Origin of the sequence: Corynebacterium sp. UMB10321, assembly GCF_030228725.1 — a bacterium.
In the GTDB taxonomy this organism is placed as follows: domain Bacteria; phylum Actinomycetota; class Actinomycetes; order Mycobacteriales; family Mycobacteriaceae; genus Corynebacterium; species Corynebacterium pseudogenitalium.
In genome coordinates, this window is record NZ_JASOZC010000001.1 from 401,275 (window position 1) to 423,514 (window position 22,240).

20 protein-coding genes are annotated in these 22,240 nt (G+C 62.0%); 13 read left to right on the forward strand and 7 right to left on the reverse strand.

Annotated features, from left to right (window positions below; all coding sequences use genetic code 11):
* Window positions 1–156: 156 nt before the first annotated feature.
* Window positions 157–1,092 carry a hypothetical protein gene (locus QP752_RS01945; protein ID WP_083329460.1) on the forward strand — a complete coding sequence of 312 codons (936 nt, stop codon included), beginning with the start codon at window positions 157–159 and terminating at the stop codon, window positions 1,090–1,092.
* Window positions 1,093–1,322: 230 nt separating this feature from the next.
* On the opposite strand, the gene QP752_RS01950 is transcribed toward QP752_RS01945, so the two are convergent.
* The gene (locus tag QP752_RS01950) at window positions 1,323–3,536 is read right to left on the reverse strand and encodes an NADP-dependent isocitrate dehydrogenase (protein WP_070363006.1); all 2,214 of its coding nucleotides are present in this window, start codon (window positions 3,534–3,536) and stop codon (window positions 1,323–1,325) included.
* Window positions 3,537–3,639: 103 nt separating this feature from the next.
* Between QP752_RS01950 and QP752_RS01955 the strand changes: the two genes are divergently transcribed.
* From QP752_RS01955 to QP752_RS01970, 4 genes are all read left to right on the forward strand, one after another.
* Window positions 3,640–4,557, forward strand: a complete 918-nt coding sequence (locus QP752_RS01955; protein WP_070477798.1) for an exodeoxyribonuclease III — start codon at window positions 3,640–3,642, stop codon at window positions 4,555–4,557.
* Between the two features lies 1 nt (window position 4,558).
* Window positions 4,559–5,347 carry a trimeric intracellular cation channel family protein gene (locus QP752_RS01960; RefSeq protein WP_070363005.1) on the forward strand — a complete coding sequence of 263 codons (789 nt, stop codon included), beginning with the start codon at window positions 4,559–4,561 and terminating at the stop codon, window positions 5,345–5,347.
* 43 nt (window positions 5,348–5,390) lie between these two features.
* On the forward strand, window positions 5,391–6,398 hold the full coding sequence (gene trpS / locus QP752_RS01965) for a tryptophan--tRNA ligase (RefSeq protein WP_070363004.1): 1,008 nt from the start codon (window positions 5,391–5,393) through the stop codon (window positions 6,396–6,398).
* Window positions 6,399–6,479: 81 nt separating this feature from the next.
* Window positions 6,480–7,577, forward strand: coding sequence for a YhjD/YihY/BrkB family envelope integrity protein (locus tag QP752_RS01970; protein WP_070477651.1), 1,098 nt, complete (start codon window positions 6,480–6,482; stop codon window positions 7,575–7,577).
* Here QP752_RS01970 and QP752_RS01975 read toward each other — a convergent pair.
* A complete protein-coding gene (locus QP752_RS01975; protein WP_256007740.1) occupies window positions 7,537–8,814 on the reverse strand; it encodes a D-alanyl-D-alanine carboxypeptidase family protein in 1,278 nt (425 codons plus the stop codon). The genes QP752_RS01970 and QP752_RS01975 overlap by 41 nt on opposite strands.
* A gap of 88 nt (window positions 8,815–8,902) precedes the next feature.
* On the opposite strand from QP752_RS01975, the gene QP752_RS01980 reads away from it, so the two are divergent.
* A complete protein-coding gene (locus tag QP752_RS01980; RefSeq protein WP_256007741.1) occupies window positions 8,903–9,592 on the forward strand; it encodes a VIT family protein in 690 nt (229 codons plus the stop codon).
* Here the strand turns inward: QP752_RS01980 and QP752_RS01985 are convergent.
* The 4 genes from QP752_RS01985 to QP752_RS02000 all read right to left on the reverse strand — a co-directional run bounded on the left by QP752_RS01985 (window position 9,589) and on the right by QP752_RS02000 (window position 13,233).
* A complete protein-coding gene (locus tag QP752_RS01985; RefSeq protein ID WP_256007742.1) occupies window positions 9,589–10,674 on the reverse strand; it encodes a trimeric intracellular cation channel family protein in 1,086 nt (361 codons plus the stop codon). The genes QP752_RS01980 and QP752_RS01985 overlap by 4 nt on opposite strands.
* A gap of 64 nt (window positions 10,675–10,738) precedes the next feature.
* Window positions 10,739–11,977: a hypothetical protein gene (locus QP752_RS01990; protein ID WP_070477653.1), complete on the reverse strand. Its 1,239-nt coding sequence runs from the start codon at window positions 11,975–11,977 to the stop codon at window positions 10,739–10,741.
* A gap of 12 nt (window positions 11,978–11,989) precedes the next feature.
* Window positions 11,990–12,952 (reverse strand): C40 family peptidase, encoded by a 963-nt coding sequence (locus QP752_RS01995; protein ID WP_256006198.1) that lies wholly within the window; start codon window positions 12,950–12,952, stop codon window positions 11,990–11,992.
* Window positions 12,952–13,233: a hypothetical protein gene (locus QP752_RS02000; protein WP_284804151.1), complete on the reverse strand. Its 282-nt coding sequence runs from the start codon at window positions 13,231–13,233 to the stop codon at window positions 12,952–12,954. Before QP752_RS02000 ends, QP752_RS01995 begins: the two co-directional genes overlap by 1 nt.
* Before the next feature lie 62 nt (window positions 13,234–13,295).
* Between QP752_RS02000 and upp the strand changes: the two genes are divergently transcribed.
* From upp to QP752_RS02020, 4 genes are all read left to right on the forward strand, one after another.
* Window positions 13,296–13,931, forward strand: coding sequence for a uracil phosphoribosyltransferase (gene upp, locus QP752_RS02005; protein WP_070362997.1), 636 nt, complete (start codon window positions 13,296–13,298; stop codon window positions 13,929–13,931).
* 100 nt (window positions 13,932–14,031) lie between these two features.
* Window positions 14,032–14,349 carry a helix-turn-helix domain-containing protein gene (locus QP752_RS02010; protein ID WP_070362996.1) on the forward strand — a complete coding sequence of 106 codons (318 nt, stop codon included), beginning with the start codon at window positions 14,032–14,034 and terminating at the stop codon, window positions 14,347–14,349.
* Between the two features lie 52 nt (window positions 14,350–14,401).
* A complete protein-coding gene (locus QP752_RS02015) occupies window positions 14,402–15,580 on the forward strand; it encodes an amidohydrolase (protein ID WP_070362995.1) in 1,179 nt (392 codons plus the stop codon).
* 91 nt (window positions 15,581–15,671) lie between these two features.
* Window positions 15,672–17,078 (forward strand): NAD(P)H-quinone dehydrogenase, encoded by a 1,407-nt coding sequence (locus tag QP752_RS02020; protein ID WP_070477660.1) that lies wholly within the window; start codon window positions 15,672–15,674, stop codon window positions 17,076–17,078.
* Here QP752_RS02020 and QP752_RS02025 read toward each other — a convergent pair.
* Window positions 17,059–18,369, reverse strand: a complete 1,311-nt coding sequence (locus QP752_RS02025; RefSeq protein ID WP_284804153.1) for a short-chain fatty acyl-CoA regulator family protein — start codon at window positions 18,367–18,369, stop codon at window positions 17,059–17,061. The two genes, QP752_RS02020 and QP752_RS02025, sit on opposite strands and share 20 nt — an antisense overlap.
* Before the next feature lie 187 nt (window positions 18,370–18,556).
* Here QP752_RS02025 and prpD point away from each other — a divergent pair, with 187 nt between their 5' ends.
* From prpD to QP752_RS02040, 3 genes are read left to right on the forward strand one after another with little or no spacing between them, the layout of a single operon-like run.
* The gene (prpD, locus tag QP752_RS02030; protein WP_284804331.1) at window positions 18,557–20,068 is read left to right on the forward strand and encodes a 2-methylcitrate dehydratase PrpD; all 1,512 of its coding nucleotides are present in this window, start codon (window positions 18,557–18,559) and stop codon (window positions 20,066–20,068) included.
* A gap of 1 nt (window position 20,069) precedes the next feature.
* Window positions 20,070–20,990 (forward strand): methylisocitrate lyase, encoded by a 921-nt coding sequence (prpB, locus tag QP752_RS02035; protein ID WP_070975875.1) that lies wholly within the window; start codon window positions 20,070–20,072, stop codon window positions 20,988–20,990.
* A 51-nt stretch (window positions 20,991–21,041) separates the two neighbouring features.
* Complete coding sequence (locus QP752_RS02040; RefSeq protein WP_284804156.1) at window positions 21,042–22,202, forward strand: bifunctional 2-methylcitrate synthase/citrate synthase; 1,161 nt, start codon at window positions 21,042–21,044, stop codon at window positions 22,200–22,202.
* Window positions 22,203–22,240 lie beyond the last annotated feature (38 nt).

Consider the following 22,240-nt stretch of genomic DNA (forward strand, 5'->3'; position numbering starts at 1 on the left):
GCTCACCCCGGGCGGTAGTCATGCCAACTTGCTGGTTCAACCATGTTGACAATAGTGACGGTGATGTACGTTCGTGAACCTTCGCGTCGCGCAACGCGGGGTAGGCCTTCGGCGACGGGAGGGAACCGGTGCCGGGTTTTCGCCGTCAGAAAAGACATGGGGATTGACAGAGCACATAAGGCACAACAGCAACGGTGGGAGGAACGGAAGGAAGAGCTACGGCGGGGGATTGTGGACAAGCGGGTTCTTTCCCACAAGGAACTCGACAAACTCCGAGGGCCGTATCGGGTGCTCGACACGAGCATTGTGTATGCAGAGAAGGGCTGGAAAGAGCTGAGGTTCCACGAACGTCAGTGGCTGCGCGTCGAAGCTGCTGCGATGATGAGCAGGGAAGCGGTGTTGGTCGGAAGATCGGCCGCGCGCATGCACGGCATTTGGGTGATTAGTACGACGGAAGAACCCGTCGAACTGTGTCTGCTTTCGAGGGGGAGCCCGCCATCTCGCCGAAACCGGGAGGGGATAATGTTTCGGCGCATGGTGCTGCGTAGCAACGAAATCTCGTTGCGCGACGGCCACCGGGTTACTAACGGTTTCCGAACGTTTGCTGACATCGCCCGCCATTACGGCTTCGTCGAAGGGCTCGTCGCTGCCGACTACCTTCGGTGTAGTGGGTTTACGTTTGAACTTCTTGAACGGGAGGCATCCCAACTTGGCAGGCTAAAGGGCGTTGCCGTGGTCCGGGAGTGCATCCGGCACTGTGTCGCGGATTCCGGTTCGCCCTACGAATCTTTCGCACGTGCCCTGCTGATCCGGGCGGGGATCGGCCCTTTGCTTACGCAGTACGAAGTGGCTGGACGCTACGCGGACCTCTGCGTCGACGGCTGGCTGCTCATCGAGATCGACGGCAACGTGAAATACCAGGGACCCAACGCCGAACGCGCGCGGCAGGAAGAGTTCGAGCGGCAGAAGATGATCGCCAACAGGGGGTATGTCTTCCTCCGCTACTCGCCGTCGTTCTTGCGTCGGTACCCCGATCAGTTCGTCCGCGAGGTCCGCGACACCATCGCTGGCCGCCGGGCTGCGCTCGCGTGAGCAGTCGCTTCTCGACGCCACCACACCCGCAGCCCGCTCTTTGCCGAGGATGGTAACCAGAGGACGGTAATCAGCCGAGTAGAGGTGATCGCCGTCGGCCCAGTTACTCGGCTGATTACCATCCTCTGGTTACCACGTAGAGGTACCATCCTGGGTGCCAGGTCAAGAACCGTAAACGAAACCCCGGCCGCCGCGAAAACGCAGCAACCGGGGCCGATCAAACCGAGGGTTTACTTCAAACCGTCAATCACCTTGTTAAACGTTGCCGACGGACGCATGACGGCAGTGACCTTGGCCTCCTCAGGCCAGTAGTAGCCACCCAAGTCGGCAGGGGAGCCCTGCACCGCGAGCAGCTCTGCGTCGATGGTCTCGGCGTTCTCTGCCAGCGCTGCAGCAACCGGGGCGAACGTGGCCGCCAGGTCCGCGTCCTCAGACTGCGCGGCGAGCTCTTCGGCCCAGTAGCGTGCCAGCCAGAAGTGGGAGCCGCGGTCGTCGATCTCGCCGACCTTGCGCGATGGCGACTTGCCTTCGTTGAGCAGCTTCTCCGTTGCGCGGTCCAGCGCGTCACCGAGGACGCCTGCCTTCTCGTTGCCCTTGGTGTTCTTCTCGTGGCGGAAGGACTCTGCAAGTGCGAGGTACTCGCCGAGGGAGTCCCAGCGCAGGTGGTTCTCCTCCTGGACCTGCTGCACGTGCTTCGGTGCGGAGCCGCCAGCACCGGTTTCGAAGAGGCCGCCGCCAGCCATCAGTGGAACGACGGAGAGCATCTTCGCGGAGGTGCCCAGCTCCAGAATCGGGAACAGGTCGGTGTTGTAGTCGCGCAGGACGTTACCGGTCACGGAGATGGTGTCCTCGCCGCGGCGGATGCGCTCGACGGAGACCTTCGTTGCCTCAACTGGGTTCAAGATGGAGATGTCCAGGCCGTCCGTGTCGTGGTCCTGCAGATATTTCTCAACAAGGGAGATGAGGTTGCGGTCGTGTGCGCGCTCCTCGTCGAGCCAGAAGATGGCCTTCATGCCGGACAGGCGTGCGCGGTTGACCGCGAGTTTGACCCAGTCCTGGATCGGGGCGTCCTTGGTCTGGCATGCGCGCCAGATGTCGCCGGCCTCGACGTCGTGCTCAATGAGTACGTCGCCGGCCTTGTTTACAACCTGGACCTTGCCGTCGGCAGGGATCTTGAAGGTCTTGTCGTGGGAGCCGTACTCCTCAGCCTTCTTCGCCATCAGGCCGACGTTTGGCACGGTGCCCATGGTGGTTGGGTCGTAGGCGCCGTTGGCGCGGCAGTCGTCGATAACCGCCTGGTAGACGCCCGCGTAGGAGGAATCCGGGATGGTCGCCAGGGTGTCCTGCTCCTGGTCGGCAGCGTTCCACATGTGGCCCGAAGTGCGGATCATCGCAGGCATCGAGGCGTCGATAATCACGTCGGATGGTACGTGCAGGTTGGTGATGCCCTTGTGGGAGTTGACCATCGCCAACGCCGGGCCGTCCTTCAGTGCCTGCTCGAAGGCCGCGCGGATCTCCTCACCATTATCGACGCCAGCAAGGCCATCGAGGATCGCGCCCAGGCCGTTCTCGCCGTTCAGGCCAGCAGCGAAAAGGGTCTCGCCGTACTTGTCGTAGACGTCCTTGAAGTACGCGCGGACGACGTGGCCGAAGATGATTGGGTCGGAGACCTTCATCATCGTTGCCTTCAGGTGAGCGGAGAAGAGCACGCCCTCTTCCTTGGCGCGCTTGACCGCGTCGAGAAGGAACGCGTCGAGCGCCTTGGCGGACATGAAGGTGCCGTCCACGACTTCGCCAGCTTCGACAGCCAGGGAGTCCTTGAGGACGGTCTCGGTGCCATCATTGGCGACCAGCTTGATGGTCAGGGAATCGGCCGCCGGCATGATGACGGACTTCTCGTTGTGGCGGAAGTCTCCAGCATCCATGGTCGCAACGTTGGTCTTGGAGTCCTTCGACCACGCGCCCATCGAGTGTGGGTGCTTCTTTGTGAAGTTCTTGACGGCCTCCGGCGCACGGCGATCGGAGTTGCCCTCGCGCAGGACGGGGTTCACGGCGGAGCCCTTCACGGCGTCGTAACGCTTCTGTACTTCGCGCTCTTCGTCGGTGGAAGGATTGTCCGGGTACTCCGGCAGGTCGAAGCCAGCGGCCTGCAGCTCTGCGATGGCCTTCTTCAGCTGGACCAGGGAAGCCGAGATGTTCGGAAGCTTGATGATGTTCGCTTCGGGGGTAGTAGCAAGCTGGCCGAGCTGCGCAAGTGCGTCGTCCATCTTCTGCTCGTCGGTGAGACGCTCCGGGAACTGCGCAATGATGCGGCCTGCAAGCGAGATGTCAGCGGTGGTGACATCGAGTCCCGCCTGAGCGGCGAATGCCTCAACGATTGGCTTGAGGGAATAGGTTGCCAGCAGTGGCGCTTCATCGGTGCGTGTCCAAATGATTTGAGCCATGGTTCTCCTTAAGTATCGCGTCAAATGTGTTGCCTAAACCCACAGCGTACAGCTTTTACATACCGCGTGTCTTGTATTAGCGGGGAAAGGTAGGGTCATGGGCATGGTTTTAAGCATTGCTTCGGTCAACGTCAACGGAATCCGCGCGGCCACGAAGGTCCGCAACGAGCTTAATCACGGGATGCACGCATGGCTCGACGCCTCGTCTGTCGACGTCGTGCTGATGCAAGAGGTGCGGGCAACGCAGCAACAAACCGAGCTCGCGCTGGCGCCTGCGCTTGAGCAAGGGTGGTATCTCGCCGTCGCCCCGGCAGAAACTCCGGGCGCGAAAGGCCGCGCGGGTGTGGGAATTCTCTCACGAACCCCCCTATCTGAGGTAAGTGTTGGTATCCCAGGATTCGAGGACGCGGGGCGCTTCATTGCGGCGACGCTCGAAAATGGTGTGCGGGTGGCATCGCTCTACCTGCCGTCGGGTGCGGCGGAGACGGCCAAGCAGGACGAGAAGTACCGCTTCTTCGACCAGTTCGGCCCGGTGCTCGAGGAACTGCCCGCGAAGTACCCCGACATGGTGATCGCAGGCGACTGGAACATCTGCCACCGCCGCGAAGACTTGAAGAACTGGAAGACGAACCGGAAGAAGTCCGGCTTCCTGCCCGACGAGCGCGCGTTCATGGACTCCGTCTTCGGTGCGTTCCCGGATGACGCCGCGCAGGACCTCGAAGACAAGGAAGCAAGCCGGTGGGCTGGGGCGGTGGAGTATGAGTCGGAGGGGCGTCGACAAGCGAATGAGAGCCCGCAGTGGTTCGACGTCGCGCGCCGCCTGCAGCCCGAGGACGCGCCGTACACATGGTGGACCTACCGTGGCCAGGCGTTTAACAACGACGCCGGCTGGCGCATCGACTACCAGGCCGCAACGAAGTCCATGCTCGAGCGCGCGCAGCGCAGCTGGGTGGAAAAGGCGCCTACGGTTGAGCAGCGCTGGTCGGATCACTCCCCACTCATCGTGGAATACGACATTTAATATGGACGCAGTCAGCACCGATCAGCTCATCACCGCACTCTTCATCATCGGCATCGTCGCAGAGGCCATGACCGCCGCCGTGTCCGCGGGCCGCATGCGCATGGACCTCTTCGGGGTCATCACCCTCGGCGCGTTGACCGCGCTCGGCGGCGGCACGGTGCGCAACCTGCTGCTGGGGATTTACCCGATGGTGTGGGTGGAAAAACCCGAGTATCTGCTGCTCGTCGTAGTTGCTTCCGTACTGACTGTCCGCATTAGTTGGCTGATGCACCAGCTGCGTCGCGGCTTCTTAGTTGCCGACGCCATCGGGCTCGCCGCGTTCGTTGTTGTTGGTATTCGAATCGCGATTGAGAACGGCCACGGGTTCATCATTGCCTGCGTGGCCGCCATCACCACCGGTGTGTCCGGCGGTATCATTCGCGACGTCCTCTCCGATCGTGTGCCGCTGGTGTTCCGGAAAGAGCTGTATGCGTCGGCGGCGGTGATTGGCACCGTGGCGTGGTGGCTCATGATGATGGCGAGGGTCCCGGAGTGGGTCAACGTCATTGTTACCGTGCTGCTCGTGCTGGGTATCCGCCTGGTTTCCCTGAAGCGTGGCTGGTCACTGCCGGTCTATGTGTACGACGACGAGCGCGTCGCCGAGATCGACCCGAAGTACGCGCTGACCTCTTACTTCTACCGGCGAGCGCGGATGGTGCCGGGGGCGCGCCAGGTCTACCGCGGCATCAAGCGCATGCGCCGAACCGACCCGCGGCCAAACAATAAGACCGACAAAGAGGAAAAAGAATAGGGCAGGTACCGCACGCGCACGTTCCGGTCTACAGTAGGTAGGCATGACTAAAAAACAGCGCGTACTTTCCGGCATTCAACCCACGGCAGATTCCTACCACCTCGGCAACTACCTTGGGGCATTGAAGCAGTGGATTGACCTGCAAGACGGGTACGACGCGTTTTATTTCATCCCGGACCTGCACGCCATCACGGTCGACCAGGATCCGAAGGAGCTGCGCGAGCGCACCATCGCGGGCTGCGCGCAGCTGATCGCGCTCGGCATCGACCCAGAGAAGTCCACTCTGTTCGTGCAGTCGCATGTGCCTGAGCACACGGAGCTGACCTGGGTGCTGCAGTGCCTCACCGGCTTCGGCGAGGCAAGCCGCATGACGCAGTTTAAGGACAAGAGCCAGAAGCAGGGCCAGGATCGCACCTCGGTCGGTCTGTTCACCTACCCGGTGTTGATGGCCGCCGATATTTTGCTGTACTCGCCACAGGTTGTGCCCGTTGGTGAAGATCAGCGTCAGCACCTTGAGCTGACCCGCACGCTCGCCGAGCGTTTCAACTCCCGCTACGGCTCCACGTTCGTTGTGCCGGAGGGGCTGATTCCGGAAGGCTCGGCAAAGATTTACGACTTGCAGGACCCGACGTCGAAGATGAGCAAGTCTGGGCAGAACCCCAAGGGTCTGATTAACCTGCTGGATGATCCGAAGGTGTCCGCGAAGCGGATCCGTTCCGCGGTGACGGATGATGATGGCGTCGTCGCCTATGACAAGGAAAACAAGCCAGGTGTTTCCAACCTCTTAGTGATCCAGTCTGCGCTGACCGGCACCCCGATCGACTCGCTGGTGGCCAGCTACGAGGGCAAGGGCTACGGCGCACTGAAGGTTGACACGGCCGATGCACTTGAGGCCTTTACGACGCCACTTCGCGCCCGCTACGACGAACTCATGAACGACCGTGGACAGCTGGAACGCATCCTTGCGGACGGAGCGCAGCGCGCACGCGAGATCGCGGCGCCGTTGGTAAAAGACGTGTATGAGAAGGTTGGTTTTCTCGCGGGAGCCTAGCAATTCGGTGGCTAGATGGTGGACCTTTCCTCTACGATGGTGTGCTTAACGTAACAAACCAGAAGTAGGGAAGGGACTGTGATGGCCACTTCGACGTCGCCACAGACGGAGTACACCGATCGGCAGGGCATTGAGCGCGCCACGAAGCAGCAAACAGAGGGCGCTGCGGACGAGATTGCGAAGAAGGCTCCGGCGGTCGGGCACCTGATGCGGATGAACGAGCGTTTCTCCGCGCAGGGCGGAAACCAGCTTTCAGCAGGTATTACGTACTTCTCGGTACTGTCACTCTTCCCGCTGGCGATGTTGCTGTTCGCTGCCCTCGGTATGTTTTTGAACGGGCGCCCGGACATCATGCAGCAGGTGCAGGACCAAATCACTGAGAACCTCGAAGGGGGACTCGGCGAGACCGTCAACGAGTTGCTACAGGCAGCGATCGACCAGCGTGGAGCCGTCGCAGGTGTCGGTTTGCTCACAACCCTCTGGTCCGGCTTGGGATGGATGAACAACCTGCGAGTCGGCGTTTCGGCGATGTGGAACCTTGACGCGAATGATGGTGGAAACTTCGTCGTGAAGAAGCTGACGGACCTGTTGGGCTTGATCGGTTTGATTCTGCTCTTCATCGTGGCGTTCGGTGTGACCGCTGTAGGTGCATCCTCCTGGACCTCGCAGGCGATGGAGCACTTCGGTCTCGGTGACTTCCCGGGGGCCCGCCTCGTGGTGTGGGCCGTCGGCCTGTTGGTCGGTGTGCTGGCGAACTTCCTGGTTATGTGGTGGATGGTCACGTACATGCCGCGCACGAAGGTGCCGATGAAGTCCGGCCTGAAGGGCGCGCTGCTCGGCGCGGTCGCGTTCGAGCTGGTGAAGCAGTTCGCAACCGTGATCGTCAGCTCGGCGACGGGCAACCCAGCCGGCGCGATCTTCGGCCCAGTGATTGTGCTGATGGTGGTGCTCTATCTCATCTGGCGCGTTGTGCTCTACGTTTCTGCCTGGACCGCAACTACAGAGGAGTCGTTGGAGCTCGAGCCGGTTGAGGTCCCGGAGTCCGCGATCATTAATGTGCGCGCGGGCGCGTACCAGGACCCTGCTAGCAGCGCCTCGGCATCGGGCAAGGCGCTAGGCATTGGGGCCGCGATTGGTGCTATTGGCGTCGGGATCGTTTCTTTGCTGACGCGAAACTAAGCGCGACGGCGAGTGCGGTAACCACCAGCACGCCGCCGACGAGCGCGATGGAAAGCCAGGGAATGCCACCCTGGCTTTTTGCTGTTCCAGGCTGCTCATCAGCGGTATCGGTCGGCTGCGATGTTGTCGTTGGCGTTTCCTCGACAGGATTCAGCGACGCCACGTGGGTGCGGCTCTCGGAGGCGGAGGCGTAGGCGTAGGACTCGTGGAGAAGCGTCTGCGCCTGCTGCCAAGCGCGCATTTTATCCACCGTGGTGTCCAGCACTACCGCCACCAGACGCACGCCGTCGTGGTCGACTGCGCCTACAAACGTGTGGTTCGCGTCATCCGTGTAGCCGGTCTTGCCGCCGATGCCGTCTGGGTCGTTGAGGTAGAGCTTGTTGTCGTTCCACAGCTCGTAGCCCGGGATGTCACCATAGCCGGGGAACGGGTAGGAGGCGGTGTCCGCGATTTCGGCGAACGCCGGGTTGGAAAACGCGGCCCGGTAGGCGAGCGCCATATCCCATGCCGAAGTGGACATCCCAGCCCGATCCAGCCCGGAGTAGGAGGTTGCGCGGGTGTCGAGCATGCCGAGCTCGCGGGCTTTTGCGTTGATCTTCGTCAGGGTGGCGTCGTCACCGCCGAGCGCCTGCGCGAGCGCATGGGCGGCGTCGTTGCCCGAGGCCATCAGCAGGCCGTGTAGCAGGTCGTTGACGGTGTACTCGCCGCCGGCCCCGATGCCGACGGCGGAGCCCTCCTGGCCAGCGGATTCCTCGCTGACCACAACGCGCTGTTCGCGGGGCAGCTCGTCAATCGCCACGAGTGCGAGCAGCACCTTAATAATCGAGGCCGGCCTGTACCTGCCGTGCGGATCCTTCATCGCAATCACGTCGCCGGTATCGAGGTTGGCGACCAGCCACGCGGACGCGAGCACCCCCTCATCGACATGGAATCCCTCGGGCGCCTCGATGCCGCAGGAGCCCTCGTAGGTTACGGGGAGTGGTTGGAGCGTCTCAGTTTCGCGGGCCTCGGACGTCGATACTGGCTCGGGTGGCCACAGGGAGCGCTCGCAATTGTTCGTGTCCGGCGCGTGGAGGCGGACAGGGGGGACCCAGTTGCCGTAGTCGTCGTAAAACCCGGGGCGGGGTGTGACCGTGGTCGTGACCGTCGTATCCTCCGCCTGCGCAAGCGGGGCAGGGGCGAGAGTCAGGCACAGGGGCGCGCACACGGCGCTTGCGATGCGTATTGCAGTGTTCATCGCAGGCTATCGTACGCCAGGTCACCCACGATATTGGTGAGGCTGCGCTTTGTTGCGCGGGTGTGTAGTTTCAGCCACGATGTAGCGCATGGTTGCGGTTGAAGGCATGAATGAGCGGCTGAACAAGCTGCGCGCGGCAGTGCTCGGCGCGAATGATGGCATCGTTTCGACGGCCGCGGTGGTCGTCGGCGTCGCGGGTGCTACCCCGAACGTTCCCGCGATCGCTACGGCCGGCATCGCCGCGCTGATCGGTGGCGCAGTGTCGATGGCGCTCGGCGAGTACGTGTCCGTGTCCTCCCAGCGGGATATGGAAAGCGCCTTCATTGAGCGCGAGCTCGAGCTGCACAAGGAGGACCCGCACGAGGAGTTCGAGCACCTGGTCGCAGGCTACGTCGCGTCTGGTTTGAGCTCGAAGACGGCGCTGAAGGTGGCGAAGGAGCGCACCGCCGAGGACCCCATCAAGGCCCACTTGGAAATGCACTACGGCATCGACGAGGACGACCTTGCGAACCCATGGTCCGCGGCCATTGCGTCGTTCATTTCCTTCTCCCTCGGTGCGTTGCTGCCGCTTGCTGCGGTGCTACTTCCGCCAGACTCGTGGCGTGTGGCGTCGACGTTCATTGTGACTCTCGTGGCGCTGGCGGCAACTGGCGCGATCTCTGCTCGCATTGGTGGCGCGAGCGTGACGCGCGCCGTGTTGCGCCTGGTCATCGGCGGCGGGCTTGGGCTTGCCATCACCTTCGGCGCTGGCTGGGCCTTCGGCACCGCGGCGCTCTAAGAGTTTCGCGCTTCGTACTGCTTGACCAGCCGCTCGATGAGTTCGTCGGTGAGTTTGTCGTCCTGCAGAATCATGTCCAGCATCTTGCTGGCGGTCTGATCAAGGTTGCGGTCTTCGTCGTAGGAATCGCCGGAGAGATCCACCCCGATGCCGTCGAGCAGCGACTCGCCGGTCGACGCCTCCTCCGTCACATCCTGCTTGTCCTCAGCATCAATCGCCTCGAACTGGGAGGTGAATTCCTGCAGGAACGCGTCTGCCTCGTGCACGGCCTCTTTACGCCCTTTGCCGCGCTTGACCTCCGATTCGATCCTGCGCTGGAGCGCCTTTTCCATTTGGCGGTGGCGCCAGGAGCGCACGCGGGTCGGCTCGAGTTCACGTGCGATGTTGCGTGAGCGACGCTCCGCTTTCCGAGCCAGTTCCGCGAGGTGTGCCGCGGTCTGGTTTACCGGCGCGAACTCGGAGTTCGTGGAGATCCGCCAGTTTCCGTAGTAGCCGAGCAGGAAGAGTCCGAAGCTCACCATCGGGCCAATCACCATCCCGATCGCCATGTGGCCCGTGGCGTGCCCGATCAGGACGATGACAGAGCATGCCACGGCTGGAATGACCGTTGGTTGGTTGTTGCCGAAGACACTCGGTTCGCGGCCGGTGACGACGTCGCGGATCATGCCGCCGCCCGTCGCGGTGAACACGCCCATCATGATCGCAGGCAGGACCGGCAGCCCGTACGTCAGGGCTTTCGACGCCCCGGTGGCCGCCCACAGCGCTGAGACGAAGGCGTCGCCGTGGCTTTCAAGCACGCTCCACGCGCGCCCTTTGAAGTATGTAAAGCGCGCGATCACCGCGCCGGTAAAAGCCAGGATGAGGTACTCCGGCTGGCTCATTGCCGCCACGGTGCCTTCGTTGATGAGGACGTCGCGAAGCATGCCTCCGCCGAGTGCGGAGAGCATCGCGATGAAGAAAAACCCGATGATGTCGTAGCCACGGTGGCGTGCGATTGTGCCACCGATGATGCCCATCAGTAAGACACCGGATACATCGAACCAACGATAAATAGCGGAGATTAACGGATCGACCTGGTCCATGGTGGCACATTTTACGTGTGCCAGAATCCGGCGTCTTCGACGGCCTCAGGAATTTAGGCTGCGACTAGAACTTGGAGAAGCGCTTGATGAGCTGCAGCTCCATCTCGTTCCACGCCTCAGCCTTATCCGTAAACGGCGCAGATGGGACGTAACCTGCGGCTTCGGTGGAGCCCAGCATGTACGCCAGGTAGTCCTGCATGCGTGGGTTTGCCAGGAGGAATGAATTGAGCGAGTCGTCCTTGGCCCAGTCGGCGGCGTCGGCAAGCAGCTCGTAGGCCTTCGCCATCTGCTTGGTATCGACGCTATCGACGCCCTGCTTGATGTCCTGCGCGATGCCGTTGAAGGAGTAGGAGTTGTCCGGGTGGACGGTGACCTCGAGCTCACCAGCGTTTGCCAGGGTAACCAGGTCAGGCCAGGTTGCTACTGCGGCGAGGTCATGGTCATCGTTCTCGATAATCCAGCGTCCAAGGTGTTTGGTGGACGGGAACGTGAAGATTTCACCGTACTTGCCCAGGAATACCGGGTTGGAGCCCAAGTAGGTGCGCAACGTGTAGACGCTCTTGCCCTGGATGGAAACCTTCACTGGGTCGATTCCGGCACGTGCCCACGCGGAGTTGTCGTATGGGTCTTGCGCCTCCTGCTCAGCACGCTCGGCCTCGCTGGCTTGCTGCTTCGCCTCTTCGCGGGCCTTTTGCGCGGCCTCGATAGCTGCGGCAGCGGCGCTGACCGCTGCCGCGTCGATGGAGTCCGTCTGCACCACGCGGACCGACTCATCGAGGGATTTGACTACCTCTTCCCAGTTCGCCAGCACGACGCGGCCGACACCAGACCACTCGTCCAGGCCGTTCTCACCCTGGTAGTGATCAGAGCCGCGGTTGACGTTGCCCAAAATCGAGTGGGAGGCGAAGAAGATCAGTGCTGGCTCTGCCGCCGCTACCTCCGCGAGGGAGCGCGAAATCTGCAGCACGCGGGACAGGTGCGAGACGTTCTCGTGGCTTGGGCGGCCAGCCAGCAACTCCGGTGCACCAATGATGTCGAAGTACTGCTTGTCATTCGGCACCACACGGTCGTCGCCCTGGTTGGAAAACTGCTCCCACTTGGGGTGGTCCGCCAGGTCATGCTTCGGCGTGTTGTTGATGTATGCGAGCAGCGCCTCGGGGGATTCGAAGACGAGCACCGAGTTTTCATCGCCGAAAAAGGCCTGCCACTCGGAGCCGTGCTCCTTCCAGGTTGGCGCCCACAGGGTGTAGAAATCGCCGTCGGTCAGTGAAAGCTTGACGGGCAAAATAGCACGGGTAATCATGCAGCAAATCTATCACGCTGTTGGACGCCAGAAACCTTTGAAGGCCATTCCCATGTTTTCTGTTCGCACCGGGTTCATCTGAACTGGGTCGCCAGCTTCGATGAGCATCCCGTCACCGGCGTACATGGCAACGTGTCCATCCCACACCGCGAGGTCGCCCGGTTGCAGGTCCTCGTAGCGGACCTGTTGCCCGATATTTTGCTCTTGGGCTAGGCGTGGCAGCTCCACACCGGCCTGCCGATACGCCCAGCTTGTCAGCCCGGAGCAGTCGAACCCGCCGGGCGCAGATCCACCCCACGCGTACCGTGTGCCGAGCTGTTGTTTCGCCGCCGCGACCGCAGCCGCACCAGTTGCCGAGCCACCCCGGGAGGGAGGAGGTCCCGCCTGCTGAACGGCGGCGAGCTGGGTGACCTCGTTCTTAGCGTGAGGGAGTTCGCGGGCTGTGATGAGGCGCTCGAGCTCGTACATGGCGGCTTTTGCTTGCGAGGATGCGGCAATAGCGGGTTGGCTCGCTGCGTATGCCACGATCTCTGAGAGCTGCTTGGCCAGTGGTGCGAGGTCGTTCGCCAGCCCGTTGAGAGTGAGCCCAGCCTGGGTGACCGCCCACGCGACCTGGGCGGCGATCTTGATCCCCGCTCCGATCGCAGTTGCAGGGTTGAGCAACAGTGGGATGAGCGGCTGGGTGTCTCGGATGAGGTCAACCACGATATTGCTCAGGTCTTTGGCGGCAAAGAACACGAGGCTGCTTGCCTGGCCGAACATCTTCACAATGGTGTCGCGATCTTTCCCCAGCAGGTTCGCAGCATTGCGCAGCGTCTGGCCCGCAGGGTGCGCTCCTACGAACGCGGCGAGGGGCTCGATGGCGGAAAAATCTGGAGTGGACAGGAATGGGAGTTGGGGAAGTGGGGCAGGGACGTGTCGCAGAATGAGCTGCGCTGCCGCGATCGGGTCAATGCCCGCAGCCAGTGCAGCCATCACAACACCGCCTGAAGAAGGTTGCTGAATCGCTCATCAACGCTGATGGCCGCTTTTACAGCCAGGAGCATCGCGAAAGCGACGCGGCTTGCTTCCTCACTCAAAGCCTCGCTTCTCGCGTTTTCCTGCTCCACGGCCTGCGAGAGCGCCTGGCTGAACTCCGCGAGCGGCCACACATTGGGAACCGGAACGTTTGGCAGTGGTTGGAGCGCAGCGGCGTCGTCGCGTAGCGAGTCAGCGTGCGAATAGATCGTTGATTGGTCAAAAGCGAAAGTAGTCATAAGAGGTTGGACGCACAGAGTCAGTAAACGGTTCCCTCCGAATTTCAATTACCATGTGAATCATGGAAATTACCGTTGTTGACCACCCCCTAGCAGCCTCCCGTCTGACACTGATGCGCGATGAGCGAAGCGACAACACCGCGTTTCGTGCCGCACTCGCTGACCTGGGCGCGATGCTGATATATGAGGCGTCGCGTGACCTGAAAACCGAAACCTTTGAAACCAAAACGCCGGTTGCAACAGCCACCGGCGTTCGCTTGGAAAAGCCCCCAATTATTGTTCCGATCATCCGTGCCGGCCTCGGAATGATTGACCCGGCGTTGTCCATGATCCCGGACGCGCAGGTCGGCTTCATCGGCATGGCGCGCGACGAGCAGACGCACGAGCCGGTTCCATACCTCGAGGCGCTGCCCGACGACCTGTCGGGACAGCCGGTGTTCTTGGTTGACCCGATGCTGGCCACGGGAGGTTCCCTCATCCACGCGATTGAACTGTTGGAAGGCCGTGGGGCAGACGACATTACTTGTGTGTGCATGGTCAGTGCGCAGCCGGGCGTCGACAAGCTGAAGCAGCACGGCGGATCGGTGCGACTGATCACCGCCGTCATTGACCCAGGACTCAACGAGGACGCGTACATCGTGCCGGGCCTCGGCGACGCCGGAGATAGGTTGTACGGGCCACGCAATATTGACCTCTAGTCAAAGTAACGTGCGTCGGATATAATCACCGGAAGTTTGTTACGTACACGAGGGGGTATACGTGTTCTTTCAAGGGAGTCTTGGCGCACGTTTTTCGGATGTGGATTCGGACCAGTACTGGGCCAGCTACGCGTTTGCGTTAGGGGAGAAGATCCGCGCGCTGCGAACAATGCAGGGGCTATCGCAGGCGTACCTGGCGGAGCGGGCGGGGATCTCTCGTTCGCTGCTCTCTAACCTGGAGCGCAATAGCTACAACAGGAATAGGGCTGCTGACCCCACGCTTTCGACGATCTACCGGATCGCTGCCGCGCTCGATGTTTCGCCGCTGCAGCTGCTTCCAGCGGACGAGGAGCAGGTGGACGAACACGACCAGTCACAAGATTCGGCGGAGATGAGCGTAGAATCATTGCCACAATAAGGCGCAGTGGGAGCCACGCGCACAAATGCTGGGTGAAGGGTGAACATACACGATGACGGCCGGAGGAATTGCGCGCGCGGTAGACCAATGGGTGAAGGAACATCACTCGACAATGGTGGAGTGGCGCCGTCACTTCCACTCCTACCCGGAGCTTTCCAACCAAGAGTTCGCCACCACCGAGTTCATTGCGAAGGTGCTGCGTGAGCACGGCCTTGAGCCCGTCCTCTTTCCCGGCACGGGACTCTACGTCGACCTGGGCCCAAAGGACGGCAAGCGGCTCGCGTTCCGCGGCGACATCGACGCCCTGAAAGTGCCTGAGCAAACCGGTTTGCCGTTCGCATCCCAGCACCCGGGCGTTTCCCACTCGTGCGGCCACGACGTGCATACGACGGTGGCGCTCGCGCTGGCGTGCGCCTTATCGACGGTCCAGCTGCCGCTCGGCGTACGCATCATCTTCCAGCCGGCGGAAGAAGTGATGAACGGCGGTGCGCTCGACGTGATCGAGTGGGGCGCGCTGCAGGATGTCGCGAGCATTTACGCCCTCCATGCTGAACCGAAACTGCGCGTAGGCCAGATCGGTGTGCGCACGGGCGCTATTACCTCGGCGTCGGACGTGCTGCGCATTACGGTTAACGGGCCTGGCGGCCACACCTCTCGTCCGCAGCTTTCGGCGGACGTGGTCTACGCGCTCGGGGCGCTGATTACGCAGTTGCCGGCGCTGCTGTCGCGCCGGGTCGACCCACGTACGGGCACGGTGTTGGTGTTCGGGCACGTCGAGTCGGGCGACGCGGCGAACGCGATCCCGAAGACAGGCGAGCTACTGGGCACGTTGCGGACAGCGGATATCGGGACGTGGCGGATCCTCGAAGATCTGGTTACTGACCTGATTGACCTCGTCGTCGCACCGACCGGGTGCACGTACCACCTCGACTACATGCGGGGCGTGCCACCGGTGCTCAACGATGACGCCGCGACGGCGATCGGGGTACAGGCAGGGCGCAGGATCGACCCACACGCGGTGGTGACCGCGCCGCAGTCCTCGGGCGGAGAGGACTTCTCTTGGTACCTGGAGCACGTCCCCGGGTCGATGTTCCGGCTCGGTGCCTGGAGCGGTGAGGGAGAGATGCAGGACCTGCACCAAGGCAACCTTGATATTGATGAGCGAGCACTTGAAGTTGGGGTGCGTTTGTTCGGAGGGGTCGTCGAAAAGTACGCCGAAAACCTCAGCTAGTGCAACTTTTGGTTGGTAACGAAGCCGTGGGCGGCCGTGTAGACTAGCCAGGTATTTGTGCGAACGACGAAGACCGTTGAGGAGTATGTAGGTGTCGAAGAAGATCGTCATCATTGGCGGAGGGCCAGCTGGTTACGAGGCTGCGCTGGTTGCATCAAAGTACGGGGCCGATATCACCATTGTGGAAGACAATGGTTTGGGCGGCTCCGCTATCCGCAAGGACGTTGTTCCTTCGAAGAGCTTTATCGCCGGCGCCAACATTAAGACGGACCTTCGCCGTGCAGACGACATGGGGCTCAACCACGGGCTTGGGGAAGCCCAGCTTTCGCTGACCGCCCTGAACGCGCGCGTGATCGCGCTGGCTGATAAGCAGTCCAGTGACATCGCTAAGCAGTTGGAGCAGCGTGGCGTGCGCCTTATCCAGGGGCGCGCTCGTTTTACGGACCAACAGCACGGTCACACCACGCACCGCGTGGAGGTGCACTGCGAGGGCAAAGACACCGAGATTATTGATTGCGACATGGTGCTGGTGTGCACCGGCGCGAACCCGCGCGTGCTGCCGGGCGCTGAGCCGGACGGCGAGCGCATCCTGAACTGGCGTCAGATGTACAGCCTGCAGGAGATGCCGACGCACCTGATCGTGGTCGGTTCCGGTGTGACCGGTGCTGAGTTTGTTTCTGCGTTCGCTGAGCTGGGCGTCGAGGTGACCATGGTTGCTTCGCGTGACCGCATCCTGCCGCACGATGACGCCGATGCCGCTGACGTGCTCGAGGAGGTGCTCGCGGGCCGTGGCGTCCACTTGGAGAAGCACGCTCGCGTGGAGTCGGTGACGAACACTGGCGACGGCGTGGTTGTGCGCACGACGGACGGGCGCGAGATCGCCGGTTCGCACGTGATGATGTCCATTGGTTCGATTCCGAACACGGCGGACCTCAACCTGGAGGCGGCCGGTGTGGAAGTCGCCCCGTCGGGCCACATCATTGTTGACCGTGTGTCGCGTACCAACGTTGCAGGTATTTACGCTGCGGGTGACTGCAGCGACCTGATGCCGCTGGCATCGGTCGCGGCGCAGCAGGGACGCATTGCGGTCGACCACGCGCTGGGCGAGGGCGTGTCACCGGTGCGCCTGAAGACGGTGGGCAACGCGGTCTTTACCCGCCCGGAGATCGCCGCGGTTGGTGTGACGCAGCAGCAGATCACCGACGGCGAGGTTGACGCGGACATCTACAAGCTCGACTTGGCGACGAATCCTCGCGCAAAGATGCGTTCCCTCCAGCACGGTTTTGTGAAGATCTTCGCCCGCAAGGGCTCCGGCCAGGTACTCGGCGGCGTGATTGTCGCACCGACTGCCTCCGAGCTGATTCTGTCGCTGACCATCGCGGTGGCCAACGACCTGACTGTGCGCCAGCTGGCGAACTCGATGGCGGTGTACCCGTCCCTGTCCGGTTCGATTACGGAGGCGGCACGCAGGCTGATTGCTAAGTCTGATCTGGACTAGCGCTCGGGCTAGAACTAGGCGGCCCCGGAAACGCTCGCTGCGGACAGGATGTTCGTGGGCAGGTAGCGCAGCCGGGGCCGATTTTTGTTGCCGATTCGGGGGAGATGTTCAGCCCGTCGGCGTAAATCATGCGCTGGGTGAATGCGATATCGCAGCCCAGCACCACAGCGTGTTCCCGCCGCGGGGAATCGAACCCCACGACGGGGCCCTGCACCATCCGCGCAATCCATAGGTAGGTCCGGCCGTCCGGCATGACGGCGACCTGACGCGTCACTCTATTCGAAGTTTCAAACGCGCGGTGCACGACCCACAACGGGCAGCCCCCACCGTGGCGCGAGAAGTGGAAGGCTGTCGATGACTGCCGCTTCGATATGTTGCCTGCCCGGTCGGTGCGCACGAAGACGAACGGAATCGCCTCTGCGCCGGGGCGCTGCAACGTCGCGAGGCGCTGGCAGGTTGACTCGAAACCAGTGCCGAAGCGCGCGGAGATGACATCGATGTCGTAGCGGGTTTCTTCGGCAGCTTGGAGGAGCTCGGCGTAGGGCATGGTGACAGCGGCGGCGAAGTACTGCGCCAGCCCGTGGCGCGCGAGCTGGACGGGCTCGGGCTGTGTCGATTCGTCGAAAGTGTCGCGGACGTACTCGTCGATGAGCTCCGCGAAGGCGGTGCGGCCGTAGTGGTAGGCGAGTTCAAAGCACTGCTGGGACTCGGTGAGTCCGGTGCGTAGGCGGATCTCGCGCTGGTCGTGCTGCAGGGTCGAGCGGGGGCCGTGGGCGTATTGGTTGAAGCGCACTTGGATGCCGTATTCCCTGTCGAAGGTTGCCGCGAGGCGTGTCAGTCGCAGTTGCCGGTTCGCGGCGTGCGCTGCGAGCTGTTCGGCAGCAACGTCGAGCTCGTGGAAGTAGTTCTTGTGGTTCTGGAAGAATTCGCGCACGAGTGCGTGGGGGTGTTCGGAGTCGGTGGTCTCGGGTGAAGACAACGCCCTGAGAGAGTTGGCGATGTCGGGGAAGCGCTGTGCGAACTCGTGCAGTTTCGGCTGTGGGACGTCGGGGAGTAGCTCGGAAAGCTCGTTGACCATGCGTTGGTCTTCATCGGGGGAGAAGAACGTGGTGGAGAGCTGAAACGCGTGGGTGAGTTGGAGGAGCACGCTGACGGTGAGTGGACGCTGGTCGTTTTCGAGCTGGTTGAGGTAGCTCGTTGAGATGTCGATGCGGCGGGCCATTTCGCCTTGTGTGAGTTCGAGTTCACGGCGGAGCGTCTGTATCTTTGCCCCCGCGTACAGCTTTGCCATCGTACCTTTCTTCCATTTTGTGTGCGTGTACTGCGTAGTTAACAGAATTTGCACAAGTAGCAGAATTTGTACGCAGAAGTTTACATGCAAAAATCATGGCCCGCATCACATTTAGCTCCCTAGTATGAGCTGCAACATCAACGAGGTTTCGCGGCAGCGGAACTACAACGAAGACGAAGGAGCCAAGATGATCGAACACAACGTGCGCACGCACCGTTCGGCAGAAGATTTCCCGATTGAAGAGCACCTCGCATACAAGATCGCCAAGGTTGCAGCAGACCCAGTCGAGGTTCCAGCTGATACGACTGAGATGATCATCAACCGCATTATCGACAACGCCTCGGTCGCCGTCGCTTCATACGGTCGCCGCCCAGTCGCCACCGCTCGCGTGATGGCAGAGGCACATCCAGTTTCCGAAGGCGGTGCGCAGATCTTTGGTGTCGACGGCTCCTATTCCGCAGAGTGGGCCGCATTCGCCAACGGTACCGCGGTCCGCGAGCTGGACTTCCACGACACCTTCCTCGCGGCGGAGTACTCCCACCCGGGCGACAACATTCCGCCTATCCTCGCAGTAGCACAGCACAAGGGCCTCGACGGTAAGGCGCTGATCCGTGGTATCGCGACCGGTTACGAGATCCAGGTCAACCTGGTCAAGGGTATTTGCCTGCACGAGTGGAAGATTGACCACGTGGCGCACCTCGGCCCATCTGTTGCGGCGGGTCTGGGCACCATGCTGAACCTGGACATTGACACCATCTACCAGGCGGTTGGCCAGGCGCTGCACACTACGACGGCGACGCGCCAGTCCCGCAAGGGCCTCATCTCTTCTTGGAAGGCGTCCGCCCCGGCATTCGCGGGCAAGATGGGCATCGAGGCCGTCGACCGCGCGATGCGCGGCGAGGGCGCACCCGCTCCGATCTGGGAGGGCGAGGACGGCTTCATCGCCTGGATGCTGCACTCCCCAGAACACACCTACGTGGTGCCACTGCCTGCAGACGGTGAGGCAAAGCGCGCAATCCTGGATACCTACACCAAGGAGTATTCGGCTGAGTACCAGTCGCAGGCCCCAATCGACCTGGCGCGCCGCATGAAGCAGACCATCGCGGATGCCGGTAAGTCCACCGCCGATATTGAGTCGATCGTGCTGCACACCTCGCACCACACGCACTACGTCATCGGCACCGGCGCGAACGACCCGCAGAAGATGGACCCGAAGGCGTCCCGCGAGACCCTCGACCACTCGATCATGTACATCTTCGCCGTAGCGCTCGAGGACGGCACGTGGCACCACGTTGATTCCTACGCTCCTGAGCGCGCGAACCGCCCTGAGACGATCACGCTGTGGCACAAGATCTCCACGGTGGAGGACCCGGAGTGGACGCGTCGCTACCACTCGCAGGACCCGGCCGAGAAGGCGTTCGGCGCAAAGGCCGTCATCACCTTCAACGACGGCACCGTCATCGAGGATGAGATGGCCGTGGCGGACGCTCACCCATTGGGGGCGCGCCCGTTTGCCCGTGAGCAGTACATCCAGAAGTTCCGCACGCTGGCGGAGGGGATCGTCGATAAGGAAGAGCAGGACCGTTTCCTTGAAGACGTGCAGAACCTCGAGCAGCTCACCGACTTGAGCAAGCTCAACATCAAGGTGAACGCGGACGCGCAAGCCAATGCTCCTCAGATCCCAGGAGGGATTTTCTAAGATGTTTGTTCCTGATACAACGCCAAATGAGCGCCGACTGGCGCTGCGGGCCTCACTCGAGTCCGCCGAAATTACAAAACTGCCCGGCGCGTTCAATCCGCTGACGGCTCGGCTCATCGAGGACATCGGTGGCTTCGAAGGGGTCTACGTCTCCGGCGCGGTACTTGCCAACGACTTAGGCCTGCCGGATATTGGGCTGACCACACTGACGGAGGTCGCCCAGCGCGGCGGGCACATCGCTCGCGCTACGAACCTTCCAGTGCTTATCGACGCCGACACCGGCTTCGGCGAACCGATGTCCGCAGCACGCACTGTGGCTGAGTTCGAGGCCGCGGGGCTTGCCTCGCTGCACCTGGAGGACCAGGTGAACCCGAAGCGCTGCGGGCACCTCGACGGCAAGGAAGTGGTGCCGCGCGACCTGATGGTGCGACGCATCAGCGCCGCAGTAAAGGAGCGCCACGACGATGCATTCGTCATCTGCGCGCGTACCGACGCAGCTGGCATCGAGGGCATCGACTCCGCAATCGAGCGGGCCAAGGCTTACGCAGATGCCGGCGCGGACCTTATCTTTACGGAGGCACTCTATACCGAGAAGGACTTCGAGACCTTCCGCAAGGCCGTCGATATCCCGCTGCTGGCGAACATGACGGAGTTCGGTAAGACCAAGCTGCTCTCCGCCGGAACCTTGCAGGACCTCGGCTATAACGCGGTGATCTGGCCGGTGACCACGTTCCGCCTCGCAATGGGGCAGACCGAGGCCATGCTCCGCGACATCGCGGAAACCGGCACGCAGGAGCCGTGGTTGGACCGCATGCAGCACAGGTCCCGCCTATACGAGCTGGTCAAGTACGAAGACTTCAACCAGTTCGACCAGTCCGTCTTCACATATTCCAAGGACACCTACTCGTCCACATTCGAGTAATCCCTATCCCGCATCCCTAACCCAATCCCTATCCTGAAAGGACTTCATCCCATGACCACTCAAGAAATCAAGAAGGGCCTCGCTGGCGTCGTTGCGGACTACACCGCAATCTCCAAGGTCAACCCTGAGACCAACTCCCTGCTGTACTACGGTTACCCGGTCCACGAGCTGGCAGAGCACTGCACCTTCGAAGAGGTTGCGTACCTGCTTTGGCACGGCGAGCTGCCAGACAAGTCGGGCGCAGAGGAGTTCCGCCTCGGATGCATGAACAACCGCGACATCGATGAGGAACTCATCCAGGTCATTAACTACCTGCCGAAGGACTGCCACCCGATGGACGTGCTGCGCACCGCAGTGTCCTTCCTGGGCACCCGCGACGAGTACAAGTTCACCCCGGATGCTGACCACATCCGCAAGATCGGTACCGAGCTGCTGGCGAAGCTGCCGACCATCGTGGCCACCGACATTCGCCGCCGCCAGGGCAAGGGCTACATCGCCCCGAGCAAGGACAAGGGCTTCTCGGAGAACTTCCTCTGGATGGTCTTCGGTGACGAAGAAGGGGCCCCGGCAACCATCCCGTCGGATATCGAGGCATTCGAGAAGACCATGATTCTCTACGCGGAGCACTCCTTCAACGCGTCCACCTTCACCGCCCGCACGGTGACCTCGACGCAGTCCGACGCCTGGTCTGCGATCACCGCGGCGATCGGCGCACTGAAGGGCCCGCTGCACGGTGGCGCGAACGAGTTCGTCATGCACCACATGAAGGAAATCGACGACCCAGCAAACGCGGAGCAGTGGTGCCTGAACAAGCTGAAGAACAAGGAGCTCGTCATGGGCTTCGGCCACCGCGTGTACAAGAAGGGCGACTCGCGCGTGCCGACCATGGAAGCCGCGTTCAAGAAGCTCGCCGCGGAGCACAAGGACCAGGGCGCCGAGAAGTGGGTGGAAATCTACGACATCATGGCGAAGACGATGTACGAGAACACGTCCATCAACATCCGCCCGAACCTGGACTTCCCGTCCGGCCCGTCCTACTACATCCTGGGCTTTGACATCGAGTTCTTCACGCCGCTGTTCGTGATGAGCCGCATCACCGGCTGGACCGCGCACATCATTGAGCAGTACGAGAACAACTCGCTGATCCGCCCACTGTCCGCGTACAACGGCCCGGAGGAGCGTCACCTGGACGGCACCTACCAGCCGCAGTAAGCCAGAACGACGGGTGGTCTGCCTTTGGGGCGGACCAT

Excerpts from the sequence above, each read along its gene's own strand:
- QP752_RS01945 (WP_083329460.1), top strand. The coding sequence starts at position 157 with ATGGGGATTGACAGAGCACATAAGGCACAACAGCAACGGTGGGAGGAA.
- QP752_RS01950 (WP_070363006.1), bottom strand. The coding sequence starts at position 3,536 with ATGGCTCAAATCATTTGGACACGCACCGATGAAGCGCCACTGCTGGCA.
- QP752_RS01955 (WP_070477798.1), top strand. The coding sequence starts at position 3,640 with ATGGTTTTAAGCATTGCTTCGGTCAACGTCAACGGAATCCGCGCGGCC.
- QP752_RS01960 (WP_070363005.1), top strand. The coding sequence starts at position 4,559 with ATGGACGCAGTCAGCACCGATCAGCTCATCACCGCACTCTTCATCATC.
- trpS (WP_070363004.1), top strand. The coding sequence starts at position 5,391 with ATGACTAAAAAACAGCGCGTACTTTCCGGCATTCAACCCACGGCAGAT.
- QP752_RS01970 (WP_070477651.1), top strand. The coding sequence starts at position 6,480 with ATGGCCACTTCGACGTCGCCACAGACGGAGTACACCGATCGGCAGGGC.
- QP752_RS01975 (WP_256007740.1), bottom strand. The coding sequence starts at position 8,814 with ATGAACACTGCAATACGCATCGCAAGCGCCGTGTGCGCGCCCCTGTGC.
- QP752_RS01980 (WP_256007741.1), top strand. The coding sequence starts at position 8,903 with ATGGTTGCGGTTGAAGGCATGAATGAGCGGCTGAACAAGCTGCGCGCG.
- QP752_RS01985 (WP_256007742.1), bottom strand. The coding sequence starts at position 10,674 with ATGGACCAGGTCGATCCGTTAATCTCCGCTATTTATCGTTGGTTCGAT.
- QP752_RS01990 (WP_070477653.1), bottom strand. The coding sequence starts at position 11,977 with ATGATTACCCGTGCTATTTTGCCCGTCAAGCTTTCACTGACCGACGGC.
- QP752_RS01995 (WP_256006198.1), bottom strand. The coding sequence starts at position 12,952 with ATGGCTGCACTGGCTGCGGGCATTGACCCGATCGCGGCAGCGCAGCTC.
- QP752_RS02000 (WP_284804151.1), bottom strand. The coding sequence starts at position 13,233 with ATGACTACTTTCGCTTTTGACCAATCAACGATCTATTCGCACGCTGAC.
- upp (WP_070362997.1), top strand. The coding sequence starts at position 13,296 with ATGGAAATTACCGTTGTTGACCACCCCCTAGCAGCCTCCCGTCTGACA.
- QP752_RS02015 (WP_070362995.1), top strand. The coding sequence starts at position 14,402 with ATGACGGCCGGAGGAATTGCGCGCGCGGTAGACCAATGGGTGAAGGAA.
- QP752_RS02025 (WP_284804153.1), bottom strand. The coding sequence starts at position 18,369 with ATGGCAAAGCTGTACGCGGGGGCAAAGATACAGACGCTCCGCCGTGAA.
- prpD (WP_284804331.1), top strand. The coding sequence starts at position 18,557 with ATGATCGAACACAACGTGCGCACGCACCGTTCGGCAGAAGATTTCCCG.
- prpB (WP_070975875.1), top strand. The coding sequence starts at position 20,070 with ATGTTTGTTCCTGATACAACGCCAAATGAGCGCCGACTGGCGCTGCGG.
- QP752_RS02040 (WP_284804156.1), top strand. The coding sequence starts at position 21,042 with ATGACCACTCAAGAAATCAAGAAGGGCCTCGCTGGCGTCGTTGCGGAC.